Source organism: Proteiniclasticum aestuarii, from assembly GCF_017368455.1.
GTDB lineage: Bacteria > Bacillota > Clostridia > Clostridiales > Clostridiaceae > Proteiniclasticum > Proteiniclasticum aestuarii.
Window position 1 is genome coordinate 64509 of sequence record NZ_JAFNJU010000010.1, and the last position, 17151, is coordinate 81659.

Here is a 17151-nt window from a genome sequence, read left to right on the forward strand (position 1 = left end):
AAATTGTGGCTCTCCATTGGCCGGAAGCACCACCAGGTCACACCTGTATCCATTTGCTGATCCGGCAGTGTCAAAATGAACCGCTGGAGACTCCTCACAAAAAGATTGCTCTTCTTAAATTTTGATGATAATATCAGAAAAAATATTGGAAGCACGCTCACAGGAATCCTATAATGAACACTGAGGTGTGATCTTCTAAGCTTTTAGAAATACTCTTCCATCAGGCTTTTTTGGAACCTTATAAGTAATAACCGAAATCCGGGAGGAAATCTTCATGATTACAATCAGAAACAGATATCTTGTGCTTTTCGGAGCACTTCTTGCTCAACTGACCATCGCCGCCCTCTATGCATGGAGCATCTTCGGCATCGCGATTCAGAGTGAAAGAGGATGGGGCGAAGAAGAGGTTCTGCTCACCTATTCCATTTCCGTATTCACCTTTGCCTTCAGCACGTTTTTTTCAGGTAGAATCGTGGACCGTAAAGGCCCACGCCCCGCCCTTCTCATCGGAGCGATCCTCTATGGAGGCGGCCTGATTCTTTCCTCATTTGCCAAGACTCCGCAAATGCTCTATCTGACCTATGGCATACTCACTGGAGCAGGAGTAGGATTTGTTTATGTATGTCCTCTCTCCACACTGGTCAAATGGTTCCCTCAGAACAAGGGAACCATCACCGGTCTTTCCGTTTCCATATTCGGCGGTGGAAGCATCCTGTTCAAGGAAGTGATTTCCAGCTTTCTTGAGGGTTCCACAGTATCGGGCGCATTCTTCAATCTGGGCATCCTCTCCTTCGTACTGATTCTCATGGGAGCTCTCCTCACAAACAATCCGGAAGGATTTGAGAAGCAGAAGACCGAAAAGGAAGAAGGGGATTTCACCACAGGTGAAATGGTGAAAACATCCAGATTCCGGATCCTGTTTCTCATGTATTTCCTTGCATGCATTCCCGGGCTCCTGATTCTGGGTTCTGCGAAAAACATCGGCATTGAGGTGGCAGGACTCGAATCAGGCATCGCTGCAGGCATCATCTCCATCCTGGCCATATCCAATGCAGGAAGCAGACTGGTTTCCGGTGCGCTGTCCGATAAGATCGGCACCCTCTCTGTGCTGAGAATCATCTTCTCCATTACCGTCGTTTCACTCTTGCTTCTCAGTTTTCTGGCGGAGAACAGAATCATGTTCTATCTGGGCGTCATGGGTGTTGCCATTGGATTCGGAGGTTTCCTGACACTCTTTCCCATCTATACCAACCAGGCCTTCGGCAGATTCAGATACGGTTCCAATTACGGTATCATGTATCAGGCCTATGGACTGGCAGCCCTTGCCGGGGTACTCCTGAAGTCCGCTGCCGGAAACTACACCAACACTTTTATCATTTCCACCTTCTGTGCAGCCGTGGGACTGGGACTATCCTTTCTGCTCCGCGAAAAAAATGCAGCGGCAAAGGAGAAGATCCGAAAGATCATCTGATAAAGCTTTGCCTAAAAGAAGCAGCCCTATTCTCCTGCCAAGGAGAATAGGGCTGCTTCTATGTGTACGTTCATCTTCCTATTCGGACCTCATGGCTGCGCTCATCTTCATCCTGATCAGCTTTCAAAGAAATAGACATCCCCGGGGGTTCCATCCTCATAATCCGTTCCAGGATAGGCTTTCACAAGTTCATAGTCCCCTTCTGTCAGACGCGATATGCTCTTCTCCCAGAAGTGCACGGAAGGAATATTACCCGGATGCAGCTTCAGCTGCCATTTCCCTCTATGCATATCCGCAGCGCGCCTGAATGCTTCATAGCCAATCCCCTTTCTCCGGTATTTGTGCAATAGGAAAAACTCAGCCATCTGAAAATCCGTCTCCCGGTCATGAACTTCCGGCAGGGTGATGACCATGACGAATCCTGCAAGGTTTTCCTCCACCATAATGAAGTATGCCCATCTGTTCTCTTCTGTAAAGTAATAGTCCAGATACTGATACCCATACAAGCCCAGTGGATTCACCTCTTTCAGATCCCACTGAGAAAACTCATAGAGATGCTTCTCCAGAAGATTCGCCAGAATCTCCCGGTCTTCTTTTCTTACTCTTACTAGTTCTATGTTCTGCACAACAATCCTCCCATTTTCCTTCAGAATAAATCCTATTTATAGTGTATGGTTCCTCAAGTATTAAATATGCAACTGTTACATTCATTATCACATACACAAAGGAGAGTGGCTATAAAAAGCAGTACTGACCCCCTCAATTGATTCCTTGGACTTTCTCATCACATTTTGCTCAAACACAAAATGGAAAGGATAGGACTCCACTCTATCCGATGGAATCTTATCCATTATTCTGTGATCAGTTCTTGTTTTTTCTGATCTTATTCAGTGCACTGTTCAGATTCAAAAGGTCTTCCTTGGTGAGATTGACACCCATCATACCGATCATCCCACTTAATCTCAGAACGGTGAATCCGCCCAGCATGCTCATCATGGTGTCATTCATTTCAAATCCGCCTGCCACTTTATCGCCTTCTTTCGGAAGCAGTGCTTGGAACATGCCCATGAAGAGTGCAGTTCCCTCTGCAGTCTTCAGAATATCCCCGATCTTATCATTCAGCGAGAAATATCCTTCCGGCGCAGTGATATCAAACCAGTTGAGAATGGCATTTTTCTCCTTCATGCGATAGCGCTCGTCAAATTCCGCCACCTTTCTGATTCTGCTTTCATCCTTCAGCTCTCCTGAAACCGCTGTAAGATGAGTCTCTCCCTCATTCGGAACCTCGAAGTAGAAGAAGTGGTTTCCCTTCTTCTTCCCAAGAGAAACTCCATCTGCAAAGAGTTCCACTTCAGGCTGATTGGAATAGACCGTAATCTTTGTGATGTCCTCTGCCCGGTTGATGTATCGCTTTCCACAGAGGTGGACAAAAGGTTCATCGGAGAGCCATGCCTTGTAGGCATAGAAGGCATCCTTCTTGTACTTTCTGTCAAAGGTCACAAGCCCTTTATGATTCTGACCGTTCTCTCCTCCTTCACTTCTCGCATCCGCACCGAAGTCAAACATATTCCAGACATGGGTAGCCCAGATGTAAGGTCTTGTGAAGAGCTGCTTGATGAGTTCTTCATGGTAGTAGGCCTGATATTCTTCGGTATAGTCTCCCTGCACCGGATCGGAGCTATGCCAGTTGAGCGCCTCGCATCCATACTCGGAGCATCCGATGGGTATTTCCGGATGCTTTCTGTGGAAATCGTCAAACCAGGGTCCATTCATGGAAACCTCTCCACCATACCACCCGAAGTAGTGATTGTAGGAAACCACATCCGGGATTTTCACGTAAGGACTGTCCATGGGGCAAGGTGAAACCGCCGCAATGACCGTAGGACGGGTCTTGTCCATGTCATGACACAGCTGATTAAGAATATGATGATTTTCCAGAAGATCCGGGTCTGTATCCCCCTTCATGCTGATCTCGTTGGACAGTCCCCAGACCACAATGGAAGGGTGGTTGTAGTTCTGCACAATGAGCTCCTTCATCTGTGTGATGGTGTTTTCTCTCGCTGTTGGCATATGCTGTGAAATGTAGGGGATTTCCGCCCATACCACCATGCCCTTTTCATCACAGAGATCATAGAAATACTGATCATGCTGATAATGAGCAAGTCTTATGGTGGTTGCCCCCACTTCACAGATCAGCTCCATGTCCTCTTCATGATGTTCTTTCAGCAGGGCATTGCCATACCCCTGACGGTCCTGGTGTCTGGATACCCCTCTCAGCGGATACTCTTCGCCATTGAGGATGAATCCTCTTTCCGCATCGATTTCAAAGGTCCTGCATCCGAAACGTGCATGCACTTCATCGATGATCCTCTCTCCTTCCAGCAGCTGAACTTTAGCTGTATATAGATAGGGATCCTTTCTGCCATGCCAGAGATGCACATCTTCAATCTCAAGTATCCTCTTCAGATCTCTGCTTTGTGTCTTAGCGACTTCCTTTCCCTCAGCATCATGGACTGCGTAGACAATGCTCTGATTCTCCGCAAATCCTGTGACCCAGGTTTCCAGTTCCACTGAGGCATTCTTTCCAATGATTTCAGGTGTCACCTTCAGTCCAGGGCCGCCGAAATAGTCCAGATCAAAGTGGGATTCACGGGTGCAGATGATCTGCACATCCCGATAGAGCCCCCCATAGAAGGTAAAGTCGGCCATCTGTGGATACACTCTGTCATTGGCAGCATTATCCACCGCAATGACCATGAGATTATATCTTTCGAGAGCCTCTGTGATGTTCACTCTGAAGGTGGAGTATCCTCCATCATGGTGTGCCAGATGCTTCCCATTCAGATACACATCGGCGGAAGCGTTCGCTCCTTGAATCTCCAGATAGTATCGATCGGTTTCAGGCAGGTCCATCTTATCAAATGACTTGGCATAGTAGCAGGTGTTTCTGTAATAATCGTTTCCCCCATCCTGTCCGTCAATAGCATTCCAGGTATGTGGCAGATTGACCCAGTCCCAGTTCAACGGAAGAGTCTCCGGTACTGCATCCGCCTGCTTGGTAAAAGCCCATTTGCTGTTGAAGTTTACTATTTCTCTCAAAAATCTGTCCTCCTTGGTTTTCATATAATGGGAAAAGGGAGGCAGCCCTCATGTAGACCTGATTCCCTTTTCACTGATTGATCTGCATAGATTCGTTTTCTCTATTTTAGGCTGACTGTGTCCTTCTTTCTTCCAGTTCTTCATTCATCTTGGCCAGTCTTTTCTTATCCAGATTATAGATCAGCCCAAGACCGATGAACTGCATGGCAGCACTTGCAAAGTACATCCATGCCACCAGATACCGCATTCTAAGGGCCACATCGAAGGTCTGGTTTCCCTTGTTCGCCTCCACATAGCCAAGTCCGACCATGATGACCAGGGTCAGAGCCGGCCCGATGCCTTGGGCAAGCTTACGGAAGAAAGAATGAAGCGAATAGGTGACTCCTTCTTCCCGCACGCCATTTTTCCACTCGTTGTAGTCTATGGCATCTCCCATGAGAGCCCAGGATACGGTGGAATAGATGCCAAGTCCAAGGCTGAAAATCAGCATGCACACGACATAGATCATCAGACCTGTTGCATCTGGTGTGATCGGCAGGATCAGAAGAGCAAGACCTGCAAAAATGCTGAAGAGTGATCCCGCTACAGACAGCTCTTTTTTTCCGAATCGCACCACCATTTTTCTTGCCAGTGGTGTGAAAAGAATGATGGGCAGCATCGAGAAAATCTGTACCACGCCAAAGATCTGTACATTTTCAAAGTATGACTGGAACAGAACCTGCACAGCCGTCATGGCACCCTGCATTCCGATGAACATTCCCATGGCTGCCACGGTGGCACCCACAGCAGGCCTGTTTCGGAGAAAGTTGCCCATGGCTTTTACCACGTTGAACTTTTTCTTTTCCTCATTGATGCGAACGGCTTCTTCCACTCGCACTTCGGTGTTTCTGATCATGAACTGGAATGCTGCAAATCCAAGTACGCCCATAAGCAGTGCCACAAGGAAAACTCTCTCACCGATGATGTTGTTGCTGCTGTCGAAGATCAGAAATGGCAGGATGGCCATTGGGAGCATGTTTCCTAGAAGAGATCCAACAGAGCGCCATGCGGAAAGTGATGCACGATCCGCGGGTTCTTTGGATATAAGGGATAGCAAAGAGCCATAAGGCACATTGGCAATGGTATAGAATGCATCCCATAGAACATAGCCGCAGACGAAAATGATGATTTTCGCGGCTTTCGGTGCTCCTGGCCATGGAATGAAGACCAGGGCTCCCCCCACTATCAGTCCGATAGATCCCACAAAGATATACGACACGAACTTGTTACGCTTGTACTTACGCTGATCCGCATCGATAATGGACCCGATGAGCGGATCGTTGATGGCGTCCCAGATCTGTACAATGATCAGAAGCGTGGCATACAGTATGGAATCCATCTGCATAAACTGTGTCCAGAAAAGAGCCATGGTGCCCTTCAAGGCAAAACTCATGTTGCACCCGAAATCTCCTGCCGCATAGGCCAGGCTGTCTCGTATTCCGAATCTGCGATGGCCTCTTTCATCGAGCTGGACTTCCTTTTTCATACTAATTCCCCCAATTCTCCAGAATATTAATTAGAGCATGTCACCGGTATATCTGCACTTCTTTTACATTCTACCAAGGGTAAACGATTTCCGTGAGTATAATATTAAGGTCTTTTAGTATGATTTTCATATTACCGCTTGATGAAAATAAGACCATTACGTTAAGATGGAACTAGTATAATCTGGAAGATGAAGCTTTCAGTGAATTAAGGAGATCCACATGTGGTATGAAAAGGAATTAAAGTTTTGCAGAACCATACTGGAAAAAATGAATCTGCAGGTCCTGGAACTCGAAAAAGACAAAGCTCCAGATCGGCAGATCGACTTTGGCGTGCGAAGATTTTTCAGCCTTCAGGCGGAATATGTATCCACCTTCCTCAGAAAGCCTTTTGAAGGGGAGACAAGAACCATCTACAAGCTCACGGACAGATATTTCTGCAACTATCTTCATCTGATTCTACCTGGAGAATCAGAAACCGTGCTTCTCATCGGTCCTTATATATCAAGGCAGCTTTCCTATGAAGATCTCTTGCACGAAGCAGAGAGATTCAGCATTTCACCTCAGCTTTTCAGCGAAATTGAAGTGTACTATGGCAGTATCCCTGTCCTAGCGGACGACAGTTTTCTCTTTTCCGTCATGAACACTCTGGCAGAAGTGCTGTGGGGCAGCAGTCGCGCCTACAGAATTGTGGATGTAACAGAAAAGGACATCTCCCCTCATCCATTATCACCAGAAGAAGAACTCCTCCCGATGGAGCAGACTCTTCTGACCATGGAAGATATGGAGAAGAGGTATGCATACGAGAATGAGCTTTTAAGTGCGGTCACCTTCGGACTGACCCATAAAGCGGAGCTGATGCTCTCAAACTTCAGTGAACTGGCATTGAAGCATCGGGTGGCCGATCCCATTCGAAATATGAAGAACTACTGCATCATCATGAATACCCTCATGCGAAAAGCGGCAGAGCGTGGCTCTGTCCACCCGGTATATCTTGATCAGGTCTCTTCAGATTTCGCAAGAAGAATTGAGCTCATATCCTCCCAGACCACTGCATACAAGATGATGAAAGAGATGATTTCAGACTACTGCAGACTTGTAAACAAGCATTCCATGATAGACTATTCTCTTCCCATACGAAAAACCCTGGTATGCATTGAATCAAACCTTGCTGGTAATTTGACCCTTCATTCACTGGCTTCCCTGCAGAATATTTCATCTGGTTACCTTTCTGCTCTGTTCAGGAAAGAAACGGGAAAGACGTTGACCGAATACATCAACAGAAGAAGAGTCCGACAGGCGGAATACCTTCTTAGAAGCACCGCACTTCAGATTCAGACCATAGCCCAGTTCTGCGGATTTCCCGACGCAAACTATTTCACAAAGACCTTCAAGCGGTATTCCGGTACCACACCTCTTGAATACAGGCGCAGCCGGCAGCATGATGCAGACGGGATGCCCTCCTAGGAAACTTCATCGATCAACAACATGGATTATCCTTATAAACATGCGGATACCCAGTTCTCTATGCTCAGTACTGGGTATCTGCATGTTATTGAATCACTGCCAAATTTTCCAACATTTATTTTATATTCTTTCTGGAAACCGATGCCTGATTAAATTCCAGGCTTCTTACAGATTCATCTTCTACTAGCAGCAGCAGATCTTCTGCTTCTCCATATACAAGGACACCATAGGTTTCTATGCCCTGATTATCAGCATAATCCAACGCAGCTTCATAGAAATCAGTTTTTCCCTCTCTGTATTCCATAACACCTATGGCATCTTTCCTTTCAATAGCATACTGCAGAAGGCTTCTATAATGCTCTTCATAAGCTTGTGCGATAAGCGAAGTATCTTCTGTTCTGTTCACAGGATGAACCAGCCAATCCAGCATGAAAAACGCAGGATATTTCTCAGATATTTTCTCATCACCAAGAAGTGGGGAACTCACCTTGCTGCTCAAGAGACTTATCCCGATGAGTTCTTTGCTCTGATCAGAGGATTCTGTTCTTATTCCAGCCCATTCAAATTCAATCTCCGGATAGCTCTCTTCCAGCCTGTAAAGTTCCTCCATACTCAGATCCTTTTCAAACAGAATACTCATCGAGACATAGGTAATGGGATTCAGCTGCATCAGATGATTCATCACTTTCTCCTTGCTAACCGCTGCGTCATTGTCATTACTCGGATACATGATTCCCATGAACATAGAAGATTGCGATATCGGATCACTGTAAGAATTCTCAATTTCTCCGCGTTGTAAAACCTGATTGACGTCATAGTTTTCATCCGTGAACACATCTCTATAGGAATACATCACATTATACTTCCCGAATCCTTCCTGATCCACATAGACTGTGCTCGGACTCAGACCTGGTTTGTTCAGCTCCGTTATAGCATACACATCAAAACTGATGTCATGATCAGATTGCCCTACAGAAGTTTTCATAGGATTATAGTACAGCGAGTCAACCAATGGAGATATTCCGTAAAAGATCGTAATGTACAACGCGACAACCAGCAGTACTGAACTAAGCACCACTTTCCTCAGTCGTTTATTAACACTCTTTTTAAGCTTACTGGTTTCCTCCTCATGGTTTTCACTGTCGGCCACTTCGAGTGAAAGATCCAGCTCTCTCTCCAGCTCTTCGCTTATAAATGCTTCGATCGCCTGAGCTTTTTCAATATCCTTTCGGATCACCTCCTCTTCTTCTTTGCTTACATTACCTTCCCTAAAACGTTCTAGTAAGTCTTTATAATCCATTTCCTTCCTCCAATTCTCTTCTGAGTTTCTTTCTGGCTCTATATAGTGTCGTCTTTACAGAACTCTCTGAAATACTGTGATTACTGCTGATATCCTTGACGGAAAACCCGCAGTAATAATAGAGAATCAGAATCTCTCTGTAGGAATCACTAAGCCTGATCACCAGATCATAGATCTGCCTCTTCTCGTCTGTTTCGATAATCTGATCCAAAATATCCACCTCGGAGGACTGTACTTTACCTGAAATATCCTCTCTGCTGTATTCCCTTTGCTTTCTGATAGAATCCAGATACAGATTCCTGCACACTCTAAACAGCCAGTATTTGATATAACTGACATCATCAATGGAAAGATATGCTTTGAAAAAGGTGTTACTGGTCAGATCCTGCGCATTATGATGGTCTTTACATAGTGAATAGGCATAGAGGTAGACTTCTTTATGGTACTTTCGGTATAATTCTTCCATTTGATTAGTAAGCACTCCAACACCCCTTTCACTGTATATACGTATGAGAATGAATTTGGTTACACGAACTTGTAAAAATTTCTTCTTTCAGTTTAATTGCTATGCTGAGTCCATTAGTGAAATCTTCTGATGAAGATAAACAAGCAAACCATTCCTGATGGTCTATCTTGATCAATTATGTCCATGCCGAATCAGAAGTGAAAATAGAATTCAAATCCACTTCTCATTACTATGAACTATCCAGCTTGATCCTCATGTATCTATTCTATTCTATATACTTCATCATAGTATATATTCAGTATAAATCATTTGAACTTTTGTTCCAGAAACACCACAAGAAAAGCACCTCAAAGAGAAAACTCTCGAGATGCTTCAACACTCTTTGTATTTTACTCATAATGACTTCGTTTTTTATTCTCTCAATTCCTTCCGAACCTTTTCCCGGAACGCCTTCTCATACTCCATAGGATCAAAGTCCAGTGAAACAGGCATTTCCTCCCAGGCAGACAGATAGGCGGCATTGATCATGCGCACACTCTTGATCCCTTCACTCAGTGGACAGATGATTTCTTCTTTTCCCAGTATGGACTGCACAAAGTTATTGATGAGCCTAGCTTGAAGAATCTTGTTGGGCAGCCTCTCAAAGTTATGCGCTTCCACTGAACTCGGCACTTGAGGAAAGGATTCCATGGTGGTTTTGGCAAAATCTTCTTCTTCCATAGAAAGGGTCGTGATCTTCACAAGGCTGTCATTCTCAACGACAATCTGCCCCTTGCTGAAGGATAGCTCGAAGCGGTTCGTGCCTGGACTTTCATGGGTGCTTGTAAGAAACTGTCCTGACGCACCATTCTCGAATAACATCTGGATCATCACATCATTCTCGTAAGTAATGGGTCTATGATAGCCTTCCTTGATGAATGCCATGACTTTTTCCGGCATGCCCGTCATCCACAGGAGTGTATCCAGTTGATGAATGGCCTGATTCATCAGTACGCCTCCCCCTTCAGAACTGTAGCTGCCTCTCATAATGCTCTTGTTGTAGTAGTCATAGGTTCTGTACTGATTGGTGATCTGCCAGATGGCTCTCCGCAGCTCCCCCATCTCGCCATTCATGATTCTTTTTCTGACAAAACTGTAGATATCACTGCTTCTGTTGTTGAACATGACCGCCACTTTCAGGTTAGGCATGGCATCTGATTCTCTTTTCAGCTCCTCCACTTCCCTGATCTTGATGCCCACGGGTTTTTCTACCAGTACGTGTTTTCCTCTTCGAAGAAGCTTCACTGCCATTTCCGGATGATAGAGATTCGGCGCCGTGATGATCGCCGCATCCACCACATCCTCACGGAGCATCTCATCCAGATTGGAAAAGAGCGCAGTTTCGCCCAGCTCATATTCCTTTCTGATTCTTTCCAGATTGTCTCTGTTTCTTGAAGCAAGTGCTGAAAGCTTGGCATCTCTTATATAGCCTTTCGAAAACATGGAGATGTAGTCCTCTGCAATGTGGCCGACTCCTACTATACCTACTCTGATCATATTTCTCACATCCTCGTGTTATTAACCTTATGGTAACACGGCAAGAGATGGATTGCTCATGAGATTGAGATAATGATCTACCTTCTCTTCATTCCAACCTTTCATCCGCCTCTGTTCCTTTCCCTGTGAAGACAAACAGAAGACTGATATTCAGAACCACCACGAGAACACCCACTTGTCCTGCCAGAATAACAAGAGATGTCCAGAAGCTTTCCTGAAGCCAGAAAACCAGTGGCAGGAATACTGACAGGCTGAAGATCAGTACGGATAAACCTATCTCTGTCCGGGTAACTTTCCTGTATTTATAATCTTTCCGGATCACCCTTCTGAAATAGAACACAAGCAGGAGTAAAATAAATGGAACATCCAGGAGTAAACTCTTCCCAACAAGATCGAACTGCTCAATGAAACTGAAGGACACCGGTCCGTAATATCCTTTCTCATATAGAAATACATGAAGTGGAACAAAAACAAGTAAGAGAACCGATGTATCAATGAAACTGAGGAGTGTGCTGTTATAAGTCTTCCCGATGATCCCCACTATGCTGCTTCTTTTCATCTTCGTTTGCTGCTCACTCTCTGCCACATCACTTCTTCTATCTTCTGGATCAGGATGCTCTTTTCTACCGGTCATTTCATCCAGGGAGATATCAAACTCCTCTGAAATCTGGATCAGCTTTGATAATTCCGGTATGGCTGTTCCGGTTTCCCATTTGGACACAGACTGGCGGGAAACACCCAGTTTCTCAGCCAGGTCGCTTTGTGACAGATGATGATCCTTCCTGATAGACTGTATTTTTTCTCCAAGTTCCATGAGATCTCGCCTCCTATTTTTTCCTTACCTCAATCATACCGAACCCGAAACAGGATGCCAACCAACTTTCCTTGATTTTTTAGCAACTGATGGTTGCTTTTACATGTGTATCCACAAAAACATACATCTGATAATAATCTGTATATATCTTCCATACATTATTAAGCACACTCTGCACCTTGAGCAGACAAGCTAACCGGTATCTACAACAGCTCTTTCTATCAGGCAGCTTCCATCCAGAAAAAAAGAGATATTGATATCAAACAATCAACCCGATGATGGATTCATTCCCATGTGATCAATCTGTGACGATAATCGAGCACATACTTCCATGAGGTCCTGACAGGAACCAGAAACTGCATATCACAATCCCTTTTACAATCAGCCTGAAAGAATCTATACTTATAAGAAATGATCTATATAAGGAGCGTTATAAATGGTTAACATCGTATTTCTTAATTCAGCAAGAGTCGACTTCGATGAGAAGCTTGATTTTGCACCATTGGAAGCCTTAGGAAGCTTTACGGATTATGCTGAAAGCAGTGAAGAAGACATTCTGGAAAGGGTGAAGGGACAGCACGTTGTCATTACAAAAGAAATCCCTCTATGTGGAGAACTGATTATGCAGTTTCCTTCCACGGTGAAGCTTATATGCGAAGCAGGTACCGGATACAATAACATCGATCTGGAAGCGGCAAAAAGAAAAGGCATCGTCGTCTGTAACGTACCAGGCTACAGCACGGAAGCCGTAGCGCAGCTGGTCATCACCTTCATGCTGAACCAGAGCGCATCCATGATCCCACAGCAGAAGATGCTGGAAAATCATGACTTTACAAACTTCACCCATCATCTTCAGGTTCCTCATCATGAGATTCAGAATAAGACCCTTGGAATCCTTGGTGCTGGCACCATCGGTAATCAGGTGATCCAGATCGCCCTGGCTCTTGGCATGCAGGTTCTGACAAACACCCGGACAGAACGAGTCTATGAGAATCCCCGTATTCGATCGGTTTCACTGGATGAGCTTCTGGAACAGAGCGATTTCGTCTCCATCCACGTCCCACTGACCCCGGAAACAAAACATCTGATTGATAAAGACAGACTGGGTCAGATGAAACCTTCAGCCTTTCTCATCAATACTTCAAGAGGCTCCATCATTCATGAATCCGACCTGATAGAGGCTTTGCAGAATAAAGTCATTGCAGGTGCAGCTCTGGATGTACTGGAACAGGAACCGCCAAGCCTGGATAACCCCCTGCTTTATATGGACAATGTCATGCTCACGCCCCATGTCGGCTGGAAATGTCTGGAGTCCAGGCAGAGGCTCATTGAGCTTCTCTCCATGAACATCTCTGCCTTCATGGAGGGAAATCCTGTGAATATCGTAAGCCCATAAGGCTAAATCGGTTAGACAGACAGGTCCTGGCATCTTCAGCGGGACTTGGGAAACAGATTATAATTACATGAACTTCAATACGTAGAGAAAGTGGTGAGGTGTTCTGATGAATTATATTTTCAGAAGGGTGCAGATGAAGGATCGGGAAAGCATCTGGGCGTTATTTCAGGAGTTGAAAGAGGAAAAGATTGACATGTCCTTTGCAGAAGTAAGTCATATGGAGGAGATACTGGCTTATATTGACAATCCAGCCGAGCTGACCTATGTGGCCGCATCTCTGGATCAGCCTCATAAGGTACTCTGCCTTGTGAAAGGCAGGAGGGAAATGACGACTGAAAAAAGACATGCGGTATTTCTCTCCGCTGCAACACTTAAAGAAGCCAGGGGCAATGGTCTTGCGGTGAAACTGACAGAATTCGCTTTGGCGGAGATGAAGAAAGAAGGTGTCACCATCGCCAGAATCTATGTATACAGCAACAACAGTGCTTCCTTACACGCCATCGGCAAGATGGACTTCATCCATGCCGGCACAGTGCTCAGACACCATAAGGACCCGTCCACCGGAGCATACATTGATGATCTCATCTATCATAAAATTCTGGAATGAAAAAAGACTCGCTTAGAGTCTTTTTTTCAGTTTCTCTTCCGGCTTCATACCTATCACCTGAAACCTTATCTATATTCATTATCCATTCAAGAAGCAGGGCAATGATCATCATTGAGACTGTCTACTTTCATAAATTCATGGATTATGCTCAGTATATCCGTTCTACCGCTTAAACTCCACCAGAATCTGTACCACCTCGTTATCCGTTCCAATTCTGAAGGGAGGACCCCAGATACCCACACCTGAAGTTATGATGATATGAGGACTGACTTCGTCCCTCTGATAATATCCATGGTCCACTTCGAACATAAGATCTGTAACCAGGTTGCCCGGAAACATCTGTCCTTTGTGAGTATGCCCTCCAAGGATCATATCCGTTTTCTTGCCATATTCTGCTGTAGATGCGGCCTGATGGTCTATGACAATCACTGGCAAATTCTCATCGATTCCGGCAAATACAACTGATGTATCTTTTCGTGGTGGTGGTCCCCCGCCTATAGGCGATGGATCAGATCTGCCTACTATGACAAAGTGATCCTCAATAACCCGATAGTCATCCTGAAGCAGGATGACATTGCTCTCCTCAAGAACCCGGAGCATCTCACCATAAGTATTCCCACCATCATGATTGCCTAGGGCTGCGTATACGCCGTAGGTGGATGTGATACTTTGAAGAGAACGGACAGCATCCTGCGAATCTGCCAGGGCTCCGTAATTATCGTTGAACACATCTCCTGATATAGCTACAATGTCGGGCTCAAAGGCGTTGATCTCATCCACTATCCTTGCCAGCCACTTCTCATCATTCTGATACCCCAGATGCATATCAGCAACCAATACGATGTTCAGACTCTCCAGAGATGATTCTTTTTCCACCTGGACAGTATAAGACACCTGTGTGATTTGACGGCCATGATATGTGCCATAGGCTGTCAACCCCGCCACCACAGCGAGGACCACCCAGCCGATACTGATCGTGAAAATCTGCGGAACAGGCGTAGGAATTATCTCTGCTCGCTTCCCGATAAACAGCAAAGTATCTGATACAAGGAAGAACAGAAGGAAGTAGGCCCAAACCCCCACTATGAACCAGTTGAACCAGACTAGATATTTCCTGATACTGACATCAAGCGGCGAAAAAGCCAGGACAAATGATAGTCCAATCATTACTGGAATGACTAGATACAGTTTCTGATTGCTGCCCGGTAAGACAAGATCCAGCCATCGAAACAGCTTTCTCCCAACATAAAATACGCCTGATCCCAGGATTGCCAGCATTATGCTGACTAGAATCAAGAGTACAGGTGTCGAAGGTCTATTCACGCTGCGCTCCTCCTTTCGATTGCAGAACCAGGTCTTATCATAGTTGCTTACTGATGAGAAAATGATTGAAGTGCATTCTTCAATCCAGTTGCTTCATTTGAATGATGATTAACATGAACACTATCATGAAAAACCTCTTCTTATATACAGAATATCACATGTATCCAGTCTCGGGATATGCAGCCTCCACCAAGAGCCTCTTTAGGCTGATCACGGTGATTGAACATTCCATTCAGCATATCCATTTGGATCACTGCATGGAAACCTCTGTTCGCAACATATATATTACGATAACCAAAGATTGGATCTATCATGTAGCGCTATGGTTTTATCAGCTGTTTTCTCTTTATTTATCAACATCATTCATCTGATTTTTTCACTATCTTCTTTGTGCATTTACTATTTCAAAGCGAACCATCACAGAAATCGTTAGTTTTATTATGAATGGAGTCGCTTCCGTTGTTGACACCCAAGCAAGAAATAACAGATGCAAAATGAGCATAAAGATAAGAAGATCACAATGCCGGTACGATCGAAGTACCGGTGTACTTTCTGGTAGAGAGAAACTCCCCTTATTAACCGATCCGGTTGTTATGGAAACTGTGTCATGGACAACTCCGTCCATGTTTGTGCCCGCAAAGATAACCCCTTCTATACATCCTCATCATTCTTCTATCCTAAACAGTGTGCAACATAGGCTGGAGGACGGTATATGTCTTTGCTCAAACAGGAAACACTGCTCTTACGTTCTCCGCTCATACATCAGATCCACCATGCCGTTGTATTTCAATATTGAGATGAGTTCAAGGGGAATTTCTTGCATCCGCTTTCCAAAAAGGGAGATCCCGTCTCCAAGAATCACCGGCACCACCGTTATGCAGAACCGATCGATGAAATTCATCGCCTGACTAACAACGCTGGCCCCACCGCAGATCCATATGTCCTGCCCCTCTTCTCCTTTGAGTCTGTCCAGAAGATTCTCCATAGGCTCTTTTGTGAAAATAACCTCATCTGTGGAAGGCAGTGCTCTGCTTGTCAGCACATAAGTCTCCTTTCCTTCATATACCCACTGATCCGGTGACAGCTCAGTGGTCAGCTGGTGGTATGTGGTATGACCCATGACAATTGTATCCACCGTGGACAGAAAAGAGGCATAGCTGCCCGGATGATCCGGTTCACTGCCATCTCCCGTGAGAAAACCGACGCCACCAGTTCCGTCAGCAATGTATCCATCTAAGCTCATGGCAATGTATAAAACCACTTTCCGCATTTTTTCATCTCTCCTTTTCCATAAGGGATTCTCGGTATTCATCATCCTGCAGGATGACTCTCAAGCCATCTCAATATGCAGAACGGCTTTGCTTCAGCTTTATCCTAATTACGCATCCGTGATCACAGCACTCGCAGAATCTGTCGGATTATGAGCAGCCATAGTACAGCGACGGGAATGGCATAGAACCATTTTTTCGGCTGCCCGTTCTCCCACATCTCTTCCGCTTCCATTCTGAACCGCTGAAAAGTCTCGCGGGGAATACATCTGATGGTCAGTCCAATGAGCAGCGGCAGAATGATCATGTCATCCAGATACCCAAGAATCGGAATGAAGTCTGGTATCAGATCGATAGGGGATAAGGCGTAGATCAGCGCGATTCCGCCTACCAGCTTGGCTGCCACAGGAGTCTCTTTGCTTTTCAGGCTTAAATACACGGCAGGAATGTCCCTTTTCAGCCGCTTTGACATTTCTTTCAGATTCATCATCTCATCTCATTTCCATAGTTTCGGTTACGCGCTTTATTCCAATCCCCTTCGGATTTCCCTTGCTGGAACTGCTTTTCTCTTCTGTAGTGTGCCTGATCTGTCTGGGTGACTCCGTCCATGAGAACATGAGCTTTCTCTGGCTTTGACGTTCATAAACCACCTTCTCCCATGTTGTCACATGGCTCCTGGCACTTCAACCTTTCCAGCCAAGAGAGCAGAGTACTTGGGAACTTTCTCCAGGCATATTCATGGGGGCGGCATTGCTGCGATATCCCAATATTGAACTCCCGGAATGCAGGAATCTTCTTGAGCTCACACATGCAGCGGGATGCTCTCCCCCTCTTTTCTGGAGAAACGATGCTGTCTTCCGATGCCTGGCAGGCTGGCTTCA

General features: G+C 45.4%; 14 protein-coding genes. 4 read left to right on the forward strand and 10 right to left on the reverse strand.

Features of this window, described 5'->3' with window-relative positions; all coding sequences use genetic code 11:
• Positions 1–274: 274 nt before the first annotated feature.
• Positions 275–1471, forward strand: coding sequence for an L-lactate MFS transporter (locus J3A84_RS12665; protein WP_207600406.1), 1197 nt, complete (start codon positions 275–277; stop codon positions 1469–1471).
• Between the two features lie 116 nt (positions 1472–1587).
• Here J3A84_RS12665 and J3A84_RS12670 read toward each other — a convergent pair whose 3' ends face one another.
• The 3 genes from J3A84_RS12670 to J3A84_RS12680 form a co-directional block, all read right to left on the reverse strand.
• A complete protein-coding gene (locus tag J3A84_RS12670; protein WP_342590969.1) occupies positions 1588–2097 on the reverse strand; it encodes a GNAT family N-acetyltransferase in 510 nt (169 codons plus the stop codon).
• A gap of 235 nt (positions 2098–2332) precedes the next feature.
• On the reverse strand, positions 2333–4570 hold the full coding sequence (locus J3A84_RS12675) for a glycoside hydrolase family 2 protein (RefSeq protein ID WP_207600407.1): 2238 nt from the start codon (positions 4568–4570) through the stop codon (positions 2333–2335).
• Between the two features lie 106 nt (positions 4571–4676).
• The gene (locus J3A84_RS12680; RefSeq protein ID WP_207600408.1) at positions 4677–6095 is read right to left on the reverse strand and encodes an MFS transporter; all 1419 of its coding nucleotides are present in this window, start codon (positions 6093–6095) and stop codon (positions 4677–4679) included.
• 220 nt (positions 6096–6315) lie between these two features.
• Between J3A84_RS12680 and J3A84_RS12685 the strand changes: the two genes are divergently transcribed.
• A complete protein-coding gene (locus tag J3A84_RS12685) occupies positions 6316–7560 on the forward strand; it encodes a helix-turn-helix domain-containing protein (RefSeq protein ID WP_207600409.1) in 1245 nt (414 codons plus the stop codon).
• A 115-nt stretch (positions 7561–7675) separates the two neighbouring features.
• Here the strand turns inward: J3A84_RS12685 and J3A84_RS12690 are convergent, their stop codons facing one another.
• From J3A84_RS12690 to J3A84_RS12705, 4 genes are all read right to left on the reverse strand, one after another.
• Positions 7676–8860, reverse strand: a complete 1185-nt coding sequence (locus J3A84_RS12690) for an anti sigma factor C-terminal domain-containing protein (RefSeq protein WP_207600410.1) — start codon at positions 8858–8860, stop codon at positions 7676–7678.
• Positions 8850–9326 carry an RNA polymerase sigma factor gene (locus tag J3A84_RS12695; RefSeq protein WP_207600411.1) on the reverse strand — a complete coding sequence of 159 codons (477 nt, stop codon included), beginning with the start codon at positions 9324–9326 and terminating at the stop codon, positions 8850–8852. The genes J3A84_RS12690 and J3A84_RS12695 overlap by 11 nt, the downstream gene beginning before the upstream one ends.
• Before the next feature lie 411 nt (positions 9327–9737).
• Positions 9738–10862, reverse strand: a complete 1125-nt coding sequence (locus J3A84_RS12700) for a Gfo/Idh/MocA family protein (RefSeq protein WP_207600412.1) — start codon at positions 10860–10862, stop codon at positions 9738–9740.
• Between the two features lie 88 nt (positions 10863–10950).
• A complete protein-coding gene (locus J3A84_RS12705) occupies positions 10951–11676 on the reverse strand; it encodes a helix-turn-helix domain-containing protein (protein WP_207600413.1) in 726 nt (241 codons plus the stop codon).
• A 436-nt stretch (positions 11677–12112) separates the two neighbouring features.
• Between J3A84_RS12705 and J3A84_RS12710 the strand changes: the two genes are divergently transcribed.
• Positions 12113–13072, forward strand: coding sequence for an NAD(P)-dependent oxidoreductase (locus J3A84_RS12710; RefSeq protein WP_207600414.1), 960 nt, complete (start codon positions 12113–12115; stop codon positions 13070–13072).
• A gap of 106 nt (positions 13073–13178) precedes the next feature.
• Positions 13179–13679, forward strand: a complete 501-nt coding sequence (locus J3A84_RS12715; protein WP_207600415.1) for a GNAT family N-acetyltransferase — start codon at positions 13179–13181, stop codon at positions 13677–13679.
• 162 nt (positions 13680–13841) lie between these two features.
• On the opposite strand, the gene J3A84_RS15345 is transcribed toward J3A84_RS12715, so the two are convergent.
• From J3A84_RS15345 to J3A84_RS12730, 3 genes are all read right to left on the reverse strand, one after another.
• Positions 13842–15002 carry a metallophosphoesterase gene (locus J3A84_RS15345; protein WP_207600416.1) on the reverse strand — a complete coding sequence of 387 codons (1161 nt, stop codon included), beginning with the start codon at positions 15000–15002 and terminating at the stop codon, positions 13842–13844.
• Positions 15003–15744: 742 nt separating this feature from the next.
• On the reverse strand, positions 15745–16272 hold the full coding sequence (locus J3A84_RS12725) for a dihydrofolate reductase family protein (protein WP_207600417.1): 528 nt from the start codon (positions 16270–16272) through the stop codon (positions 15745–15747).
• A gap of 122 nt (positions 16273–16394) precedes the next feature.
• The gene (locus J3A84_RS12730; protein WP_342590970.1) at positions 16395–16760 is read right to left on the reverse strand and encodes a YkvA family protein; all 366 of its coding nucleotides are present in this window, start codon (positions 16758–16760) and stop codon (positions 16395–16397) included.
• Positions 16761–17151 lie beyond the last annotated feature (391 nt).

Bases quoted from the DNA above. Each gene is read 5' to 3' on its own strand.
- J3A84_RS12725 (WP_207600417.1), bottom strand. From the start codon at position 16,272: ATGCGGAAAGTGGTTTTATACATTGCCATGAGCTTAGATGGATACATT.
- J3A84_RS12695 (WP_207600411.1), bottom strand. From the start codon at position 9,326: ATGGAAGAATTATACCGAAAGTACCATAAAGAAGTCTACCTCTATGCC.
- J3A84_RS12715 (WP_207600415.1), top strand. From the start codon at position 13,179: ATGAATTATATTTTCAGAAGGGTGCAGATGAAGGATCGGGAAAGCATC.
- J3A84_RS12690 (WP_207600410.1), bottom strand. From the start codon at position 8,860: ATGGATTATAAAGACTTACTAGAACGTTTTAGGGAAGGTAATGTAAGC.
- J3A84_RS12705 (WP_207600413.1), bottom strand. From the start codon at position 11,676: ATGGAACTTGGAGAAAAAATACAGTCTATCAGGAAGGATCATCATCTG.
- J3A84_RS12710 (WP_207600414.1), top strand. From the start codon at position 12,113: ATGGTTAACATCGTATTTCTTAATTCAGCAAGAGTCGACTTCGATGAG.
- J3A84_RS12700 (WP_207600412.1), bottom strand. From the start codon at position 10,862: ATGATCAGAGTAGGTATAGTAGGAGTCGGCCACATTGCAGAGGACTAC.
- J3A84_RS12685 (WP_207600409.1), top strand. From the start codon at position 6,316: ATGTGGTATGAAAAGGAATTAAAGTTTTGCAGAACCATACTGGAAAAA.
- J3A84_RS12665 (WP_207600406.1), top strand. From the start codon at position 275: ATGATTACAATCAGAAACAGATATCTTGTGCTTTTCGGAGCACTTCTT.
- J3A84_RS12730 (WP_342590970.1), bottom strand. From the start codon at position 16,760: ATGATGAATCTGAAAGAAATGTCAAAGCGGCTGAAAAGGGACATTCCT.
- J3A84_RS12680 (WP_207600408.1), bottom strand. From the start codon at position 6,095: ATGAAAAAGGAAGTCCAGCTCGATGAAAGAGGCCATCGCAGATTCGGA.